The following is a 16,278-nucleotide window of genomic DNA, read 5'->3' on the forward strand; positions in this document are numbered from 1 at the left end:
CATTCGCCACTACCGGTCGCTGCCTTGCCTGATCGCCTTTCCGTGCTGCCGCAGTACCTGTTGCCCAAGCGCGCACTCACGGCTTTTGCCGGTATCGTCGCATCCAGCCGTGGCGGGCGCTGGACCACCGGCCTGATCCGCTGGTTTGTCGGCAAATACGGCGTCGACATGAGCGAGGCGGCCGATCCCGATATCGCCAGCTACCCCAGCTTCAACGACTTTTTCACGCGGGCCCTGAAGCCCGGTGCGCGGCCTTTGGCAAGCGCCGACCTGATTTGCCCGGTGGATGGCGCGATCAGCCAGTTCGGCGCGATCGAGCGCGACCGGATTTTCCAGGCCAAGGGGCATCACTATTCGACGACGGCGCTGGTCGGTGGCGATGCGGCGCTGGCCGCGCAGTTCGAAGACGGCCATTTCGCCACGCTCTACCTGAGCCCGAAGGACTACCACCGCATCCACATGCCCTGTGCTGGCCGCCTGATGCGCATGATTTACGTACCGGGCGCGCTGTTCTCGGTGAACCCGGCCACCGCGCGCGGCGTGCCCGGCCTGTTCGCGCGCAACGAGCGCGTCGTCTGCGTGTTTGAATCAAAGCACGGCCCGTTTGTGCTGGTGCTGGTGGGTGCCACCGTGGTCGGCAGCATGGCGACGGTCTGGCATGGCGTCGTGAGCCCGCCGCGCGGCGGGCCGGTGCGCGAATGGCAGTACGGCGACCACGATGTGCGTCTGACGCAAGGCGATGAGATGGGCCGCTTCCTGCTCGGCTCCACCGTGGTGCTGCTGTTTCCCAAGGGGCCGCTTCAATTCAATGCCGCGTGGCAGCCCGGCCGCGCCATTCGCCTGGGTGAAAAGATGGCCGATCTGGCTGCCTAGAGTCCCCGTGCGGCGCCCGCTCGCAGCGCGCCGAAAACCAGGCGTTCTGCCACAATGTTTCGATGAACTACGAACACTTGCTGGTCGCCACTGACGGCCCCATCACCACCGTCACGCTGAATCGTCCGGACAAGCGCAATGCGCTGGCACTGGACGTCATGCGGGAGCTGACGCAGGCCCTGCGCGCGATTTCCCGCACCGAGGCGCTGGGCGTGATCCTCGCGGCCAACGGGCCGGTCTTCAGCGCGGGCCACAATTTTGCGGACATGGCCGGCGCCACGCTAGAGCAGGCACGCGAATTGTTCGCCGTCTGTACCGAGATGATGAACACGTTGCAGGCCCTGCCGCAACCGGTGGTGGCGCGCGTGCATGCGCTGGCCACGGCGGGGGGCTGCCAGCTGGTCGCGAGTTGCGACCTGGCGGTGGCGGCCGATACCGCCTCGTTCGCCATTCCGGGCGGCAAGGCGGGGCTGTTTTGCCACACGCCGCTGGTCGCGGTCGCGCGCAACGTGGGGCGCAAGCGCGCGCTGGAAATGGCGCTCACGGGCGACGCGATCGATGCCGCCACCGCGGCCGACTGGGGCCTGATCAACAAGGCGGTGGCGCCCGACCAGCTCGACGCCGCGACGCTGGATTTGATCAATCGGGCCACGCGCGGCAGCGCGCTGTCCAAGGCCTGGGGCAAGCAGGGGTTTTATCGCCAGATCGATCTGCCGCAGGATCAGGCCTATGCCTTTGCGGTCGAGCGCATGGCCACGGCCTCGCTCACGCCCGACGCCCAGGAGGGCATCCGTGCCTTTCTGGAAAAGCGCCCCGCGAAGTACACCCAGCGCCCATAGCCACCCAGCGACAAGCGCGGGGGCCAGTTAAACGAAGCTATTTGAAAACCACGGTCTTGTGGCCGTTCAGCAGCACGCGGCGTTCGCTGTGCCATTTCACGGCGCGCGCCAGCACCTGGCTCTCGGTATCGCGGCCCATGGCGGTCAGGTCTTCCACGGTCTTGCTGTGGTCGGCGCGGGCCACGTCCTGCTCGATGATCGGGCCCTCGTCGAGATGGGCTGTCACGTAGTGGGCGGTCGCGCCGATCAGCTTGACACCGCGGTCATGCGCCTGGTAGTAGGGCTTGGCGCCCTTGAAGCTGGGCAGAAACGAGTGGTGGATGTTGATGGCGCGGCCCGCCAGTTTGGTGCACAGCTCGTCCGACAGGATCTGCATGTAGCGCGCCAGTACCACCAGCTCGGCGCCCTCGGATTCGATGATCTCGTAAGCGCGGGCCTCGGCCTGTGCCTTGGTGGCCGGCGTGACCGGGATGTGGTGGAACGGCACGTTGTAGCTGGCCGCCAGCTGGTAGAAGTCGCGGTGGTTCGAGATGATGGCGCGGATGTCCAGCGGCAGCAGGCCCGACTTCCAGCGGAACAGCAGGTCGTTGAGGCAGTGCCCCTCCTTGCTGACCAGCATGACCGTGCGTACCGGTTGCGCGGTGGCGTGCAGGTGCCACTGCATCTTGAACGGCTCGGCAAAAGACCGCAGCTGCTGGCACAGTTCCGCGTGCGTGAGCCGGTCGCAGGCGAACTGCACCCGCATGAAAAACAGGCCGGTGCCATGGTCGTTGTACTGGGCGGCTTCTTCGATGTTGCCGCCGCGCTCGAGCAAAAAACCCGAGACGGCGTGCACCAGTCCCAGCCGGTCAGGGCAGGACAGGGTCAGGATATAGACGTGATTCATAGAGCCCGAATTGTCGCAGCATGAGGGGGCCATGCCGCGCAGCCAGGCCTGGTCGCGCCATGGCACTCACGCCCACGGCCTTGCGGCTTATCGAGGCGGAGGCGGCGTGGCCTGCAGGGTGCGCTGCAGTTCAGCGCAAGGGTCCTTGAGCGGCAGCGCAGCGGTTTTCCACACGGCATCTGCTCCTGAATCAATAGCTGATTGCCCTTGACCTGCCTGGGCTACGACCACTTTTAATGTTAAATCGGCAGGCAAATAGACCGGCACGCCGAGCCCGCGCCGCACGTGCCCGGCCCCGGCAATCAGCAGCACGGTCTGGCCGCTCTGGTGTGCGCCGGCAACGGTCTGCGCCATGGCCCTGTCGCGCGCCACCTGGATGCGGGTCATGGGAGAGATCTGGTTTTCCGGCAGCAGGCCGCAGTGGCCGATGCGGATCTCCTGCTGCTGGGCCTTGAGCGCGGGGCCGGGCAGTTGCCTGTCGAGGCTTTGATCGGCCATGGCGCCCGCCATCTGGCTGCGCGGCAGGTTCGCGCCCAGCACGGGTACGCCGGCGCGCACGGCCGCCATCACCACCGGAGCGTAGGCGGCCCAGGGCCAGCCGGCGCTGCGCCAGTGCAGCGCGGCCTGCACCTGCGCCTCGCTCGCGCCCGGTGCCAGTCCTGTGGTGGTGTTGCCCTGTTCGGCCATCTCGATGGCGACCGCCGCCAGCACGCCGCGTGCGGCCAGCGACCGGACCACGTCGCGCTCGATGCGCTGGTGCTCGGGCGCATCGTGCTGCTCGCCCAGCAAAATCACGTCGGCCGGGAGCAGTGCATCGATGCGTTGCGCGGTGTTCGGGCCCGTGCCGGCGCAGGACGCCAGCACCACGGCCCCCAGTGCCAGCGCGAGCCGCATGCGCACCGTGTTCAGTGCAGGATGACGGGGTTCTGGGCCAGTTCGGCGTAGCCCTCGAGCGTGTCTTCCACCTCTTCCTGGGTCGGGGTGTTGGCCTGCCAGGCCGAGATTTGTTGCTGGAACAGTTCGGCCCACGAGCCGTCGAGGTACACCTCCTTGCCCGAGCGCTTGTCCACGATCTCGAAACCGTGGCGTGTCAGCGACGGCATGCCGGGCGCTGGCGCGGCATGCACTTCGTCCCCGGCCGCGCTTTGCAGTTCGGCGTCGGGGAGCACGTGGACCACCACGAAGGATTCTGAGTCGTAGAGCATTTGCATGATTTTGGTGTCCTGAAACGTCATCACTACAGTTAACAACGTTTGAGCCGGTTTCAAGGGGGACAGCGGCCGCGAAATCCCGCGTTTTCGTGAAATCCGGGAGGTTTTGGCCATTAAGGGCTGTCGCTCGCGCGCAAACGCTGGTCGAACCGGTCGCCGTTGGCCTGCGTCAAGCGGATGCGCACCGGCAGGTAACCCATGGAAGGCGCCAGCCACATCTCCACTTTGGAGTCGAATTCGCGCCGCGGGTTCCGCGTCAGCTTGATCGCGCCGAGCTCGCCAATGGGCAGGCGCAACTGCTCCATATCGCCCACGGTGAACAGCCAGGTATCGGCGTCGCGCGGGCCCACGATCTGCAGGCTGATGGTGGTGCCGCTCGGGTACTGGTCGGGCGCGCCGGCCAGCATGGCCCCCAACTGCAAAAACACGCTGAGCCGGTCCTGCGCCCCGGGCAGCAGCGGCGCCTCGGGCGTGTTCGCGCTGAAGATGATCTTGCCGCCCACGCCACCGGTCGCGCGCTCGAAATGCGCGGCCAACTCGCTGCGCGCCTTGTCGGAAAAGCGCGTGGGCGCCAGCCCCTCGGGCGTGATGCGCCCCACGCTGGTCTGGCTGCGCGTGCCGAGCAGGGGCAGGGTCAGGTCCAGCCGTGCCTCGTACGCGCCGTCGTCGTGGCGCCAGAGCAGTTCGCCCAGCGCGTCGAGCGACAGGCCGCGCGCCTGCGCGCGCACGTCGTAGTGCAGTCGCGCCGATGCCGGGACCTTGAACGCCGCGGCCTGCAGGCTGTGTGCCGGCGTGGCCGCGGGCGGCGTTGTGGTCGTTGTCGCGGGCGTGGCATCAAGCGGTGCCCCGGCAGGCGACGTGAGTGCCGGCGGCCCAGCAGACGCTACTGAATGGATAGCTGTATGTGAAGACTCCGTATGGGGTTTTGCCGTATTTCTCTTGAATTTCGAGACATCACCCGAGTCCTGGACCGGTCGCTCGGATGAGGCGCGGCCTGGCGTGACGCCGCGCGCCCCGCGGCGAGGTGGCGGCGCGGCGGCGGCCATTGCCGGCGCTGCGGCCGTCGATGCCGTCTCGGGCGCTGGCGCCAGCGCTGGTGCAGGCGTCAGCGCGACCGGCGGTGTCTCGATCGCACGCGTGCTGAAGGGGCGCGCCCATGCCGGCTCCTGCGGGCTCATCGTGCCTGGTGCTGCCTGCAGCAGCGCGAAATGCGCGAGCAGCACCGCCGCGGTCAGCGCCAGCAGCGGCAGGATCCGGGTGGAACGGGTCGGGCGCACGCCGTCTCGCTCCGCTACCCGCCGCCGTACCCGAGATCACTGGAGAGTTGCGCGGCGGCCGCGCGCAGCGGCGTGGCCACGGCTCCGTCCCAGGCCGGATCGAAGGTCGCGGCCGAGCCCAGTGCCACCATGCCCAGCACCATGTGGCCGTCGGAATCGAACACCGGGGCGCAAAAGCCCACGATGCCCGGCAGCAGGGTGTCCATCACGCGGGCCATGCCGTGCTCGCGCACCTCGCCGAGCAGCCGCTGCACTTCGGGCATCGTGGTCGGCAGATCGCTGCGCCCCGAGAGGTTCGGCAGTTTCGCGGCGTGCGCCAGTTCTTCCTGCAGCAGGAGCGCGATCTTGTCGAGACGGGTCTGTGTCGACAGGTAGGCCGCAAAGCAGCGCCCGGTGGCCGAGGTCAGCAGCGGCATCACGTCGCCCAGGCGCAGGTTCACGGTGACCGCCTGCGACGACTCCTCCCAGTGCACGATGGTCGGGCCGTGGTTGCCCCACACGGCCAGCGCCAGCGTATGGCCAATCTGCTCCACCAGTGCGCCAACGCGCTCGCGCGCCAGCTTCACCGCGTCCAGCCGTGACAGCGAAGCCAGGCCCAGCCGGAGCGCGGCCGGGCCGAGGTCGTAGCGGGTGTTGCCGGCGTCCTGCGTGACCAGCTCCAGCCGCTGGAAACTCACCAGGTAACGGTGCGCCTTGGCCGCGCTCATGCCGGCGGCCGCGGCCAGATCGCGCAGCATCAGTGGCCGCGCGGCGCGTGCCAGCACGTCGAGCAGGGCAAAGCCGACCTCGACCGATTGAATCCCTGCGCGCTCTTTGGTCATTTAAACTAGAATTCCCGGCGTTGATCAAAATTTCGATTAGTTAAATCGATTTAACAATGCGTAATTTACACGCAATCGGCGCGCCGTAGCGCATTCACCTCGACGGGAACTCCATTTTCATGAAACTTGCCACCTACAAAGACGGCTCACGCGACGGCCAGCTGGTCGTCGTCTCGCGCGACCTCGCGGCGGCGCATTATGCGACCGGCATCGCCGCCCATCTGCAGCAGGTGCTGGACGACTGGGGCTTTCTGAGCCCGCAGCTGCAGGACCTGTACGACGCGCTCAACGCCGGGCGCGCGCGCCACGCGTTCCCGTTCGACCCGGCGCAGTGCATGGCGCCGCTGCCGCGCGCCTACCAGTGGGCCGACGGCTCGGCCTACCTGAACCACGTGGAGCTGGTGCGCGCCGCGCGCCACGCCGAGGTGCCCGCCACCTTCTACACCGATCCGCTGATGTACCAGGGCGGCAGCGATGACTTCATCGGCCCTTGCGATGACGTGGTGGTGCCCAGCGAAGCCTTCGGCATCGACTTCGAGGCCGAGGTTGCCGTCGTCACGGGCGACGTGCCCATGGGCGCCAGTCCCGAGCAGGCGCTGGACGGCATCCGGCTGCTGATGCTGGTGAACGACGTGTCGCTGCGCAACCTGATCCCGGCCGAACTCGCCAAGGGCTTTGGCTTCTTCCAGAGCAAACCCGCGACCGCGTTCGGCCCGGTGGCCGTGACGCTGGACGAAGTGGGCGAGGCCTGGGACAAGGGTCGCCTGCACCTGACGATGCAGTCCACCTGGAACGGCCGCAAGGTCGGCCTGTGCGACGCCGGCCCCGAGATGACCTTCCACTTCGGCCAGCTGATTGCCCACATCTGCAAGACGCGCAATGTGCGCGCCGGCGCCATCGTCGGCTCGGGCACGGTGAGCAACAAGGGCGTGCAGGTCAATGGCAAGACCGAATGGCCCAAGGGCTACAGCTGCATTGCGGAGAAGCGCTGCATTGAAACCATCCAGGACGGCCAGCCCACGACCGAATTCATGAAGTTCGGCGACACCATCCGCATCGAGATGAAGGGCCGTGACGGCCAAAGCGTGTTCGGCGCCATCGACCAGAAGATCGTGGCACCTGCATAAGCCGGGCAGCGCACGGGGGGCGAACGCCGCGAAGGGCCGCCCCGAGCAAGTTCAGCCCCCTTGGGGGCCGGGCCGAAGCGTGATGCCTCGGCACGTGCATAGCGTAGGCCCGGCATGGGCTCGCTCCGCTGTACAGCTAACGCGCACGGACGCTACGCGAGCCCAGCGCCGTACACGAAGTGACGAGCGTGGGGGCTAGTGCCTTTAGGCCTTCTTGGCCCAGGCGCTGCACCAGCCCGTGGTGTGCACCAGTTTACCGGCAAACAGCGGGCAGTGGCCCGTCGCGGCCGCGCCCATGGGCTGGAACAACTGGCAGTTCGCGCAGTGCTGATCGGCTGTGTGCTTGGGGTATTTTTTCGCGTCGACCTGGGTCGTGTTTTTCTTGTAGCCGAGCGCGACGGCCTGCGGATCGGTGTCGAGCAATTCCGGGTCGGCGGCCAGTGCCAGGTTTTGCGTCGCCGCCAGGGCCGAAGTGCCGGCCGCCACGGCCATTAGAAATACGCGTCGATTGGTGCTGCTCATGGAGTCTCCTGTATGAGGTGATCGAGATCAAAAAAAGTGAAATCCTGCTCCTAATAATCGCACCAATCAAGCCGCATCGCCAGCTTTGCGCCCCAATGCCTGCGTGCGTTGGGCAGTTATTTGAGGAAAATCAAGATGGAGTGCGAATCACTCGCGTTCAGGATGCTGCGGATGCAATCTGCCGTACAAAAAGCGTGAGCCCGCGCAGCAGCATCTCGACCGCGATGGCGACCAGGATCAGCCCCATCAGGCGCTCGAAGGCCATCACCACGCGCTCACCCGCGAGGCGCTGAATCCGCTCTGCCAGCAGCAGCACCACGGCGCACACCGCCATCGTCACACTCAGCGCGGCCACCCATTCCAGACGCCGCTCGGGCGCCTGCGACACCAGCAGCATCACGGTGGCCAGTGCCGAGGGTCCGGCCAGCGCGGGAATGGCCAGCGGCACGATCAGCGGCTCGCCTTCGGGCATGGCCAGGTCGGTCGGGGGTCTCGGAAAAATCATGCGCAGCGCAATCAGGAACAGCACCACCGCCCCGGCGATTTGCAGCGAGAGCTGGCTCAGGTTCATGACGCGCAAAAACCCGTCGCCGACGAACATGAAGCCCAGCAGCAGCACGAAGGCGATCAGTACTTCGCGCACCGTCACCCAGGTCCGGCGTTCGGGCGCCACCCCGCGCAGCGCACTCGCAAAAATCGGAATGTTGCCGAGCGGATCGGTGATCAGCAGCAGCAAAATGGTGGCCGAGGCGAAGGTATAGCTCATGCGGTGCATTATCGACAGGCCGCCCGGGGCCCGCGGCGATGCCAAGGTCCCGCGCACGATTGCCTGCACAATGTTGGCTCGAAAACCCACGGAGACACGACGATGAGCACCACACCCGACTACCAGCGCTACCAGACCCTTGCGATTACGCGCCGTGGCCCCGTCGTGGCGGGCCAGGGCTGCGTGCTCGACATCCAGATGAAGGCGCTCAACGGCAAGCTGCCCACCGCGGGGCACGACGGCCACTGGGAGCTTGCCGAGATCTGGCGCGATGTCGGCGCCGACGAGTCGGTGCGCTGCGCCGTGCTGCGCGGCGAGGGGCTGGGCTTTTCGGGCGGCGGCGACCTCGCGCTGGTGCAGGACATGGCGAGCGACTTTGCCGTGCGCAGCCGCGTCTGGAAGGAGGCGCGCGACCTGGTCTACAACGTGATCAACTGCGACAAGCCGATCGTCTCGGCCATGCACGGGCCCGCCGTGGGTGCCGGTCTCGTGGCGGGCCTGCTGGCCGATATTTCGATTGCCAGCAAGAGCGCCAAGATCGTCGATGGCCACACGCGCCTGGGCGTGGCGGCCGGCGACCATGCGGCCATCGTCTGGCCGCTGTTGTGCAGCATGGCCAAGGCCAAGTACTACCTGATGCTGTGCGAGCCGATCAGCGGCGAGGAGGCCGAGCGCATCGGCCTGGTCTCGCTCGCGGTGAACGACGACGAGCTGCTGCCGAAAGCCTACGAGATTGCGGACCGGCTGGCGAACGGCTCGCAGAGCGCGATCCGCTGGACCAAGTATTCGCTGAACAACTGGCTGCGCCAGGCCGGACCCACCTTCGACACGTCGCTCGCGCTCGAATTCATGGGCTTCGGCGGGCCCGACGTGCACGAGGGCATCGCATCACTGCGCGAGCGCCGGCCGCCCAGGTTCTGACACTGCTGATGGCGTGTGGATAATCGGGTGATGCACGCGCTTCGCCACGCCCACTTTCTTGCCCGCTGGGTGCTGGCGTGCTTTGTGCTGGCGATCGGGGTGGCCGTGGCGTCGCCACTGGTCAAGCCGCAGACCATGGAACTCGTGTGTTCCGGTGCGGGTGCCATGAAGCTGCTCATCAAGACCGATGACGGCGGCAGCGTCGGCCACCACACGCTGCACTGCCCGTTGTGCGCCTCGCTGGGCGCGCCGCCGCCGCAACTGCGCGTGGTGGCCGAACCGTACCAGCCTTTGTCGCATGTGTTGCGACCCACCCCGGCCGCGCACATCGCGGCGCTGACCGCCGCACCGCTGCCCGCGCGCGGACCTCCCGTTTTCTCCTGATCTATCAAATTCATAGCGCCTGGTCCATGTTGTGCATGGGCTAGGAGCCGATTTCGTTGATAACAGGAGATTTTCCCATGCGGAAAAACCGTCTCGCCATGGCGTTTGCCCTGGCCTTTCCCCTTGCGGCGCCGACCGCCCTTTTGTTGAGCGGCGTGGCCCATGCCCAAGGGCAACCACCATCGTCCGGCGCACCATCGCCCGATGCCCAGACCAAGTCGCTCGGCATCGTCACCGTCAACAGCGGCCAGCCGACTTCGCTGCCCACGCAGATCCCCACCACCATGGAGGGCATCACGCGCGAGCAGATCGAGCAGACCATCAACGCCAGCGACAGCGAGGACGTGCTCAAGTACTTTCCCAGCCTGCTGGTGCGCAAGCGCTACATCGGCGACTACAACCACGCTATCCTGTCGAGCCGGGCCTCGGGCACCGGCAACAGCGCGCGCTCCGCCGTGTATGCCGACGGCATCCTGCTGTCCAACTACCTGGGCAACGGCGTGGGGGGCCTGAGCTTCCCGCCGCGCTGGAACATGGTCACGCCCGCGGAGATCGAGCGCGTGGACGTGATGTACGGCCCGTTCTCGGCCGCCTATCCGGGCAACTCGGTCGGTGCCGTGGTGGACTACGTCACGCGCATGCCCACGCGCTTCGAGGTCCATGCGCGCGCCGGCTACACCAGCCAGCCGTTCGATCTGTACAGCACGAATGCCACCTACCGCGCCTGGGAGAGCAGCGCCTCGGTCGGCAACAGGAGCGGCGAGCTGGCGTGGCTGCTCGCCTTCAGCCACACCGACAGCGACGGCCAGCCGCTCACCTTTGCCACGCGCCTGAAAAGCAGTGGCACGCCAGGTGCCGCGGGCACGCCCGTGGCGGGCGCCGTGCCCGGCCTCAACAATGCCGCCAGCCCGTGGTACCTGCTGGGCACGGGAACGCAATACCACAGCGTGCAGGACCAGTTCAAGCTCAAGCTGGCCTACGATTTCACGCCCGTGGTGCGCGCGACCTACACGCTGGGTTTGTGGCAGAACACCTCGCAAGGCACGCCGGTCTCGTACCTGCGCAATGCCGCCGGTCAGCCCGTTTACAGCGGCCCCATCAACATCAACGGGCTGGCCTTCACGGGCACACAGGCGCTGGGCGGGGGCGATTTCGCGCTCACCAGCCAGAGCAGCACGCATTACATGCACGGCCTGTCGCTCAAGAGCCACACGCAAGGCAACTGGGACTGGGAGGTGCTGGCCAGCCTGTACGACTATGCGCAGGACACGCTGCGCCAGAACGCCGCCGGCAACCCGCTGCCGGGCGCAGCCACGGGCGGCGCCGGCACCGTGGCCGACGGCAGCGGCAGCGGCTGGAACAATCTGGCGCTCAAGGGAACCTGGCGCCCGGATGGCCTCCGGGGCGCGCACATCGTGGACTTCGGGGCGCAGCAGGACAACTACAAGCTGCAGTACCTCACCTCCAGCATCGCCGGCAACTGGCTGGCCGACCCGGCGGGCCCGCTGGCCAGCAATGTGCAGGGCCGCACGCAACTGCAAAGCCTGTACGCGCAGGACGCCTGGGCCTTTGCCCCGCGCTGGAAGACCGTGCTGGGCCTGCGCGCCGAGCAGTGGCGCGCCTTCGACGGGCTGTCCGCGTTCTCGGCCAGCAGCGCGCTCACTTATGCGTCGCGGCGCGAGAACTACCTCTCGCCGAAGGCGGCGTTGTCGTACCAGTGGGCGCCCGATCTGGTGCTCAAGGCCTCCACCGGCCGCGCGGTGCGCATGCCCACGGTGAGCGAGCTGTATGGCGCCACTTCGACCACCAACTCGCAATACATCAACGACCCGAACCTGCAGCCCGAGCGCTCGTGGACCACCGACCTGACGGCCGAGAAGGACCTGGGCAACGCGCTGCTGCGCCTGAGCTTCTTCACCGAGGACACGCACGACGCGCTGTACTCGCAGACCACGTACGACCCGGTGGCCAACCGGAACATCAGCCGCGTGCAGAACGTCGGGCGCATCCAGACCAATGGCCTGGAGGTGGCCTACAGCGGCACCGATGTCTGGACGCGCGGGCTGGACCTGAACGCCAGCGTCACCTATGCGGACTCCATCATCCGGAGCAACGCGGGCTTCGTGAGCGTGCCGGGCGACACCCTCGGCAAGCAGCAGCCCAACATCCCGAGGTGGCGCGCCACGGCGCTGGCGAGCTACCGCGTCAACGACAAATGGACCGTGGCCTACGGCGTGCGCTACAGCGGCACGCAGTACCGCACGCTCAACAACAGCGACGTCAACGGCTACGCCTACATGGGCGTGAGCAAATACTTCACCACCGACCTGCGCGTGCGCTACCAGCTCACGCGCCAGTGGGCGGCCGCCTTCGGCATCGACAACCTGAACAACTACCAGTACTGGAACTTCCACCCCTATCCGCAGCGCAGCTACACGGCCGAGCTGAAGTTCGATCTGTAATCCTGCTCCACGAGGTATCCTCATGCGTTTTTCATCAACTACAAAATTCATAGCAATCTGCGCATCCATGGCGGGGGCTGCAGGCGTATCGGCTCATATTGTTCTGGATGAGCCGGCGGCGCTGGCCGGCACCAGCTACAGGGCCGTGTTTCGCGTCGGCCATGGCTGCGCGGGCTCGCCCACCACAGCCATCAAGGTGCTGATTCCGCCCGGCTTCAAGGGCGCCAAACCCATGCCCAAGCCGGGCTGGGTCTTGTCCACCCGGCGCGAGAAGCTGGCCCAGCCGTATGACGACCATGGCAAGTCCGTGACCGAGGCGGTGACGGAGATCACGTGGAGCGCCGCCAGCCAGAATGAGGCGCTGCCCAACGACTGGTACGACGAGTTCGTGCTGCGCGGCGCCCTCCCCGGCGAGGCGGGTGCCATGTGGTTCAAGGTGCTGCAAACCTGCGAAAAGGGCAGCATCGACTGGGTTCAGATTCCTGCCAGCGGCACCTCGACCCACGGCCTGCAGGCGCCTGCTGCCCTGCTCGAGATCATCCCCTCCGAGCATGTCGGGCATCGGCATTGAACGCATTTCTTGCTATCTTTCATCTTCCACAGGAGCCATCCCCATGAAATCCAGCATCCTTTCCCGCATCCTTGCCGCCAGCCTCGCGCTGGCGTGCGGTGCCCTGTACGCCCAGACCATCGATATCAAGGACGCCTGGGTCCGCACCTCGGTGCAGGGCCAGAAGGCGACCGGGGCCTTCATGAAAATCACCGCCAAAGAAAATGAGCGTCTGGTGGCGGTGGCCTCGCCCGTGGCGGGCGTGGCCGAAGTGCACCAGATGATGATGGAGGGCGACGTGATGAAGATGCGCGCCGTCGAAGGCGGGCTCGAGCTGCCCGCGGGCAAGACGGTGGCGCTCACGCCCGGCGGCTACCACGTGATGCTGATGGACCTGAAGGCGCCTTTGATGAAAGACAGCACGGTGCCGCTGACGCTGGTGTTCAAGAACGACAAGGGCGTGCAGAGCCGCGTCGAGCTCAAGGTGCCGGTGAGCACCGTCGAGCCCGGCGTGGCCAACGGCATGGGCGCGGACGGTGGCGGCACGATGATGGGCGGGCAGAAACACTGATAACTCCCATCGCCATCCATGGCGCGTTGGGGTAAGCTGGCACTGCCTTTCAGCCTTCCACCAACAACCCCAAGAGGAGAAGACATGAGCAGCCTGTTGCAGAACCCCAGTTTCGGCAAGTTGATCCCCGGTTTCGACTTTTTGCAGACCCTGGCCAAGGGCGCCACGCAAAGCATTCCGCAGTTGCCGAACCTGGGCAACTGGGTGGCGCCCACGCTCAATGTCGATGAGCTCGAAAAGCGCATCGACGAGCTCAAGGCGGTGCAGTTCTGGCTGGACCAGAACGCGATGGCGCTGAAGGCCACCATCCAGGCCCTCGAAGTGCAAAAAATGACGCTGGCCACGCTCAAGGGCATGAACTTCAACATGGGCGACGTGGCCAACGCCTTCAAGCTCAAGGCCGCCGACACGGTGATGTCGGGGGTGCAGAAGGCGGCGGAGAAGGTCGCCGAGAAGGCGGCGGAGAGCGCCAGGACCGTGGACACGGCGCCCGAAAAGACGACCGGAAAGGTGGCAGGCAAGGCGGACGCGAAGGCGGCGCCCGGCGTGGTGGACCCGGTGGCATGGTGGGGCTCGCTGACGCAGCAGTTCCAGCAGATTGCGGCCAATGCCATGAAAGAGGCGGCCAAGCAGACGGCCGTGAACACCACCAGGAACATGGCCACGGGACTGGCCAAGGGCGCGCTCAAAACCGCAAGCGACATGGCCACCAATGCCACCCGGGCCGCTACGAAATCGGTAGCGCCTGGTGCAGCCAAACCAAGGGCTCCCGCCAAAAAGGCGGCTAAAAAAGCGGCTCCCCGGAGTCGCTGAACCGATCGGAGGGCGCGCGCGTGAAATTGTTTCCTTATGGCCATGCCACGCATCCGCAATGGCGCATGGCGGCGGCGCTGGTGCTGGCGCAGCTGCGCGCCCACATGGCGCTGCCCGGCTATGCGCACATGCCGGCGCTGGGCCTGCTCTACATCACGGATCACTATGCACCCGCCGCGCAGGATATTCTGGAATTCCTCGGTGCCGAGCTGCCGCAGGTGACCGACTGGTCCGGCACCGTGGGGGTCGGCATCGCGTCCAACAACGTGGAGTATTTCGATGAGCCGGCGCTGGCCGTGATGCTGTGCGACCTGCCCAGCGACCAGTACCGAGTGTTCTCCGGCGTGGCGCCGCTGGGCCTGGGCTTCGAGGCGCACACGGCGCTGGTCCACGCCGACGCCGGCACGCCCGATGTGGCCGAGCTGATCGCCGAGATGGCGGCTCGCACGGCCACCGGCTACCTGTTTGGCGGCCTGGCGTCGAGCCGCACGCAAAGCGTGCAGTTCGCCGTCGGCGGCAACGGCAACATCAAGGGGCATGGCGCCGCCAGCGGCGTGTTCAGTGGCGGCTTGTCCGGCGTGGCCTTTGGCGAGGGCGTGCACCTGGTGTCGCGCGTGACGCAGGGTTGCCAGCCGGTGGCGCCGGTGCACGAGATCACCGGAGTCGACGGCAATGTGCTGACCGCGCTCGATGGCCGGCCCGCGCTCGATGTGCTGCTGGGGGATTTGGGCGTCTCGCTCGACCAGCCACGCCAGGCCCTGGCCAGGGTCCGCGCCACGCTGGTGGGCCTGAGCGATGCGGGCAGCGACTCGGTGAATCGCACCGGCAACTTCGGCAGCGACGTGATCGTGCGCCACATCGTCGGGCTGGACCCGGCGCGCAAAGGCGTCGCCATTGCCGAGACGGCCGAGGTTGGCATGCGGCTGGCGTTTTGCCAGCGCAATGCCACGGCGGCGCGGGCCGACCTGATCCGCATCTGCGCCGAAATCCGCGAAGAACTGGAGCCCGAGGAAATGCCCCTGAGCACCGCCACCGTGCTGGCCGCGGCCGAGGCCGATTCGGCGCCGAACGCGGCCCGGCGCATCGCCGGCGCCATCTACGTGAGCTGCTCGGGGCGCGGCGGCCCGCACTTTGGTGCGCCCAGCGCCGAGCTGCAGATCGTGCGGCGCGCGCTGGGCGACGTGCCGCTGGTGGGTTTCTTTGCGGGCGGCGAGATCGCCCGCCACCACCTGTACGGCTACACCGGCGTGCTGACGGTGTTCTGCATCTGAGCCCGTTCAATCCAGTTTGATGCCGCTGGCGCGGATCACGGCGCCCCATTTCTCGCGTTCACTCTTGGTGTAGGCCGCCATTTGCGCCGGCGTGCTGGGAATGGCTTCGAGGCCCAGGGTCTGGAAGCGCGCCTTCACCTCGGTCGAGTCCAGCGCCTGCACCAGTGCCTTGTTCAGCCTGGCCACGATGTCCGCCGGGGTGGCGGCCGGCACCACCAGCCCCTGCCAGGCATAGGCTTCAAAACCCTTGAGACCCTGCTCGGCGAGCGTGGGAATGGTGTCGAAGTTTTTCACACGCCGCGCGCTGGCAATGCCGATCGGGCGCAGTTTGCCGGCGGCGATGAAGGAGGAGCCGCTGGCCGTGTCGACGAACATGAAGGGCACCTGGCCTCCGACCACGTCCTGGATGGCGGGGGCGGCGCCGCGATACGGGATATGCGTCAGCTTCAAGCCGGCCTGCTGGGCGAACAGTTCCGTGGCCAGGTGGTGCGGACTGCCCGAGCCCGGCGTGGCGAAGTTGGCTCCGTGACGCTGGCTTTTGGCCCAGGCGACGAACTCCTTGAGGTTGTGCACCGGAACTTTAGTGTTCACCACCAGAATCATCGGGAAGCGCGCCATCAGTCCGACCGGGGCAAAATCCTTCTCCGCGCTGTAGTTGAGCTTGCTGTACAGCACCGGGTTGGCAGCCAGCGTCCCCGTGTCGGCGGACAGCAGCGTGTAGCCATCGGCCCTGGCATGCGCCACATAGTCCGCGCCGATGTTGGTGGCGGCGCCCGGCTTGTTGGTGATGATGAGGGTCTGGCCCAGCGTCTTGCCCATGGCGTCCGCCAGCATGCGCGCCACCACGTCGGTGCCACCGCCGGCCGGATACGGCACCACCCATTCAATTGGTCTGGTCGGGTAGGTTTGGGCGGATGCCGAGGCGGCGACGGCCAGCAGGCCAACGCACAGGAATTGCCGGATCAGGGTGGTGACAGGGTGCAT

18 protein-coding genes are annotated in these 16,278 nt (G+C 66.8%); 10 read left to right on the plus strand and 8 right to left on the minus strand.

Going from position 1 to position 16,278, the window contains the following annotated elements; genetic code table 11:
- The first annotated feature begins 24 nt into the window (after positions 1-24).
- Together asd and B0E49_RS16890 are read left to right on the plus strand one after the other, a co-directional pair.
- Entirely contained in the window at positions 25-873 is an 849-nt protein-coding gene (asd, locus tag B0E49_RS16885) for an archaetidylserine decarboxylase (protein WP_077563539.1), read from the plus strand.
- A 62-nt stretch (positions 874-935) separates the two neighbouring features.
- Positions 936-1,712, plus strand: a complete 777-nt coding sequence (locus B0E49_RS16890; RefSeq protein WP_077563541.1) for an enoyl-CoA hydratase-related protein — start codon at positions 936-938, stop codon at positions 1,710-1,712.
- Between the two features lie 37 nt (positions 1,713-1,749).
- Here B0E49_RS16890 and purU read toward each other — a convergent pair whose 3' ends face one another.
- The 5 genes from purU to B0E49_RS16915 all read right to left on the minus strand — a co-directional run bounded on the left by purU (position 1,750) and on the right by B0E49_RS16915 (position 5,907).
- Positions 1,750-2,598, minus strand: coding sequence for a formyltetrahydrofolate deformylase (purU, locus tag B0E49_RS16895; RefSeq protein WP_077563543.1), 849 nt, complete (start codon positions 2,596-2,598; stop codon positions 1,750-1,752).
- Between the two features lie 87 nt (positions 2,599-2,685).
- Positions 2,686-3,492 carry a ChaN family lipoprotein gene (locus tag B0E49_RS16900; RefSeq protein WP_077563545.1) on the minus strand — a complete coding sequence of 269 codons (807 nt, stop codon included), beginning with the start codon at positions 3,490-3,492 and terminating at the stop codon, positions 2,686-2,688.
- Between the two features lie 11 nt (positions 3,493-3,503).
- Entirely contained in the window at positions 3,504-3,809 is a 306-nt protein-coding gene (locus tag B0E49_RS16905; RefSeq protein ID WP_077564172.1) for a BTH_I0359 family protein, read from the minus strand.
- Between the two features lie 113 nt (positions 3,810-3,922).
- Positions 3,923-5,086 (minus strand): DUF3108 domain-containing protein, encoded by a 1,164-nt coding sequence (locus B0E49_RS16910; protein ID WP_077563546.1) that lies wholly within the window; start codon positions 5,084-5,086, stop codon positions 3,923-3,925.
- Between the two features lie 14 nt (positions 5,087-5,100).
- Entirely contained in the window at positions 5,101-5,907 is an 807-nt protein-coding gene (locus B0E49_RS16915) for an IclR family transcriptional regulator (RefSeq protein ID WP_077563548.1), read from the minus strand.
- A gap of 119 nt (positions 5,908-6,026) precedes the next feature.
- On the opposite strand from B0E49_RS16915, the gene B0E49_RS16920 reads away from it, so the two are divergent.
- Positions 6,027-7,034, plus strand: coding sequence for a fumarylacetoacetate hydrolase family protein (locus B0E49_RS16920; RefSeq protein WP_077563550.1), 1,008 nt, complete (start codon positions 6,027-6,029; stop codon positions 7,032-7,034).
- Positions 7,035-7,238: 204 nt separating this feature from the next.
- On the opposite strand, the gene B0E49_RS16925 is transcribed toward B0E49_RS16920, so the two are convergent.
- Both B0E49_RS16925 and B0E49_RS16930 read right to left on the minus strand, forming a co-directional pair.
- Entirely contained in the window at positions 7,239-7,556 is a 318-nt protein-coding gene (locus B0E49_RS16925) for a high-potential iron-sulfur protein (protein WP_077563552.1), read from the minus strand.
- Positions 7,557-7,713: 157 nt separating this feature from the next.
- Positions 7,714-8,322: a MarC family protein gene (locus B0E49_RS16930; RefSeq protein ID WP_077564174.1), complete on the minus strand. Its 609-nt coding sequence runs from the start codon at positions 8,320-8,322 to the stop codon at positions 7,714-7,716.
- Positions 8,323-8,424: 102 nt separating this feature from the next.
- Between B0E49_RS16930 and B0E49_RS16935 the strand changes: the two genes are divergently transcribed.
- The 7 genes from B0E49_RS16935 (at position 8,425) to B0E49_RS16965 (ending at position 15,294) form a co-directional block, all read left to right on the plus strand.
- Positions 8,425-9,243 carry an enoyl-CoA hydratase/isomerase family protein gene (locus B0E49_RS16935; protein WP_077563554.1) on the plus strand — a complete coding sequence of 273 codons (819 nt, stop codon included), beginning with the start codon at positions 8,425-8,427 and terminating at the stop codon, positions 9,241-9,243.
- Positions 9,244-9,273: 30 nt separating this feature from the next.
- A complete protein-coding gene (locus B0E49_RS16940) occupies positions 9,274-9,627 on the plus strand; it encodes a DUF2946 family protein (protein ID WP_077563555.1) in 354 nt (117 codons plus the stop codon).
- A gap of 77 nt (positions 9,628-9,704) precedes the next feature.
- Positions 9,705-12,089 (plus strand): TonB-dependent receptor, encoded by a 2,385-nt coding sequence (locus B0E49_RS16945; RefSeq protein ID WP_077563557.1) that lies wholly within the window; start codon positions 9,705-9,707, stop codon positions 12,087-12,089.
- A gap of 22 nt (positions 12,090-12,111) precedes the next feature.
- A complete protein-coding gene (locus B0E49_RS16950) occupies positions 12,112-12,660 on the plus strand; it encodes a YcnI family copper-binding membrane protein (protein ID WP_077563559.1) in 549 nt (182 codons plus the stop codon).
- Positions 12,661-12,703: 43 nt separating this feature from the next.
- Entirely contained in the window at positions 12,704-13,210 is a 507-nt protein-coding gene (locus tag B0E49_RS16955) for a copper chaperone PCu(A)C (protein WP_077563561.1), read from the plus strand.
- 84 nt (positions 13,211-13,294) lie between these two features.
- Positions 13,295-14,023, plus strand: coding sequence for a PhaM family polyhydroxyalkanoate granule multifunctional regulatory protein (locus B0E49_RS16960; RefSeq protein ID WP_077563563.1), 729 nt, complete (start codon positions 13,295-13,297; stop codon positions 14,021-14,023).
- Between the two features lie 20 nt (positions 14,024-14,043).
- The gene (locus tag B0E49_RS16965) at positions 14,044-15,294 is read left to right on the plus strand and encodes an FIST signal transduction protein (protein WP_077563565.1); all 1,251 of its coding nucleotides are present in this window, start codon (positions 14,044-14,046) and stop codon (positions 15,292-15,294) included.
- A 6-nt stretch (positions 15,295-15,300) separates the two neighbouring features.
- On the opposite strand, the gene B0E49_RS16970 is transcribed toward B0E49_RS16965, so the two are convergent.
- Complete coding sequence (locus tag B0E49_RS16970) at positions 15,301-16,278, minus strand: Bug family tripartite tricarboxylate transporter substrate binding protein (protein ID WP_077563567.1); 978 nt, start codon at positions 16,276-16,278, stop codon at positions 15,301-15,303.

It is taken from the genome of Polaromonas sp. C04 (assembly GCF_002002705.1).
In the GTDB taxonomy this organism is placed as follows: Bacteria; Pseudomonadota; Gammaproteobacteria; order Burkholderiales; family Burkholderiaceae_C; genus Rhodoferax_A.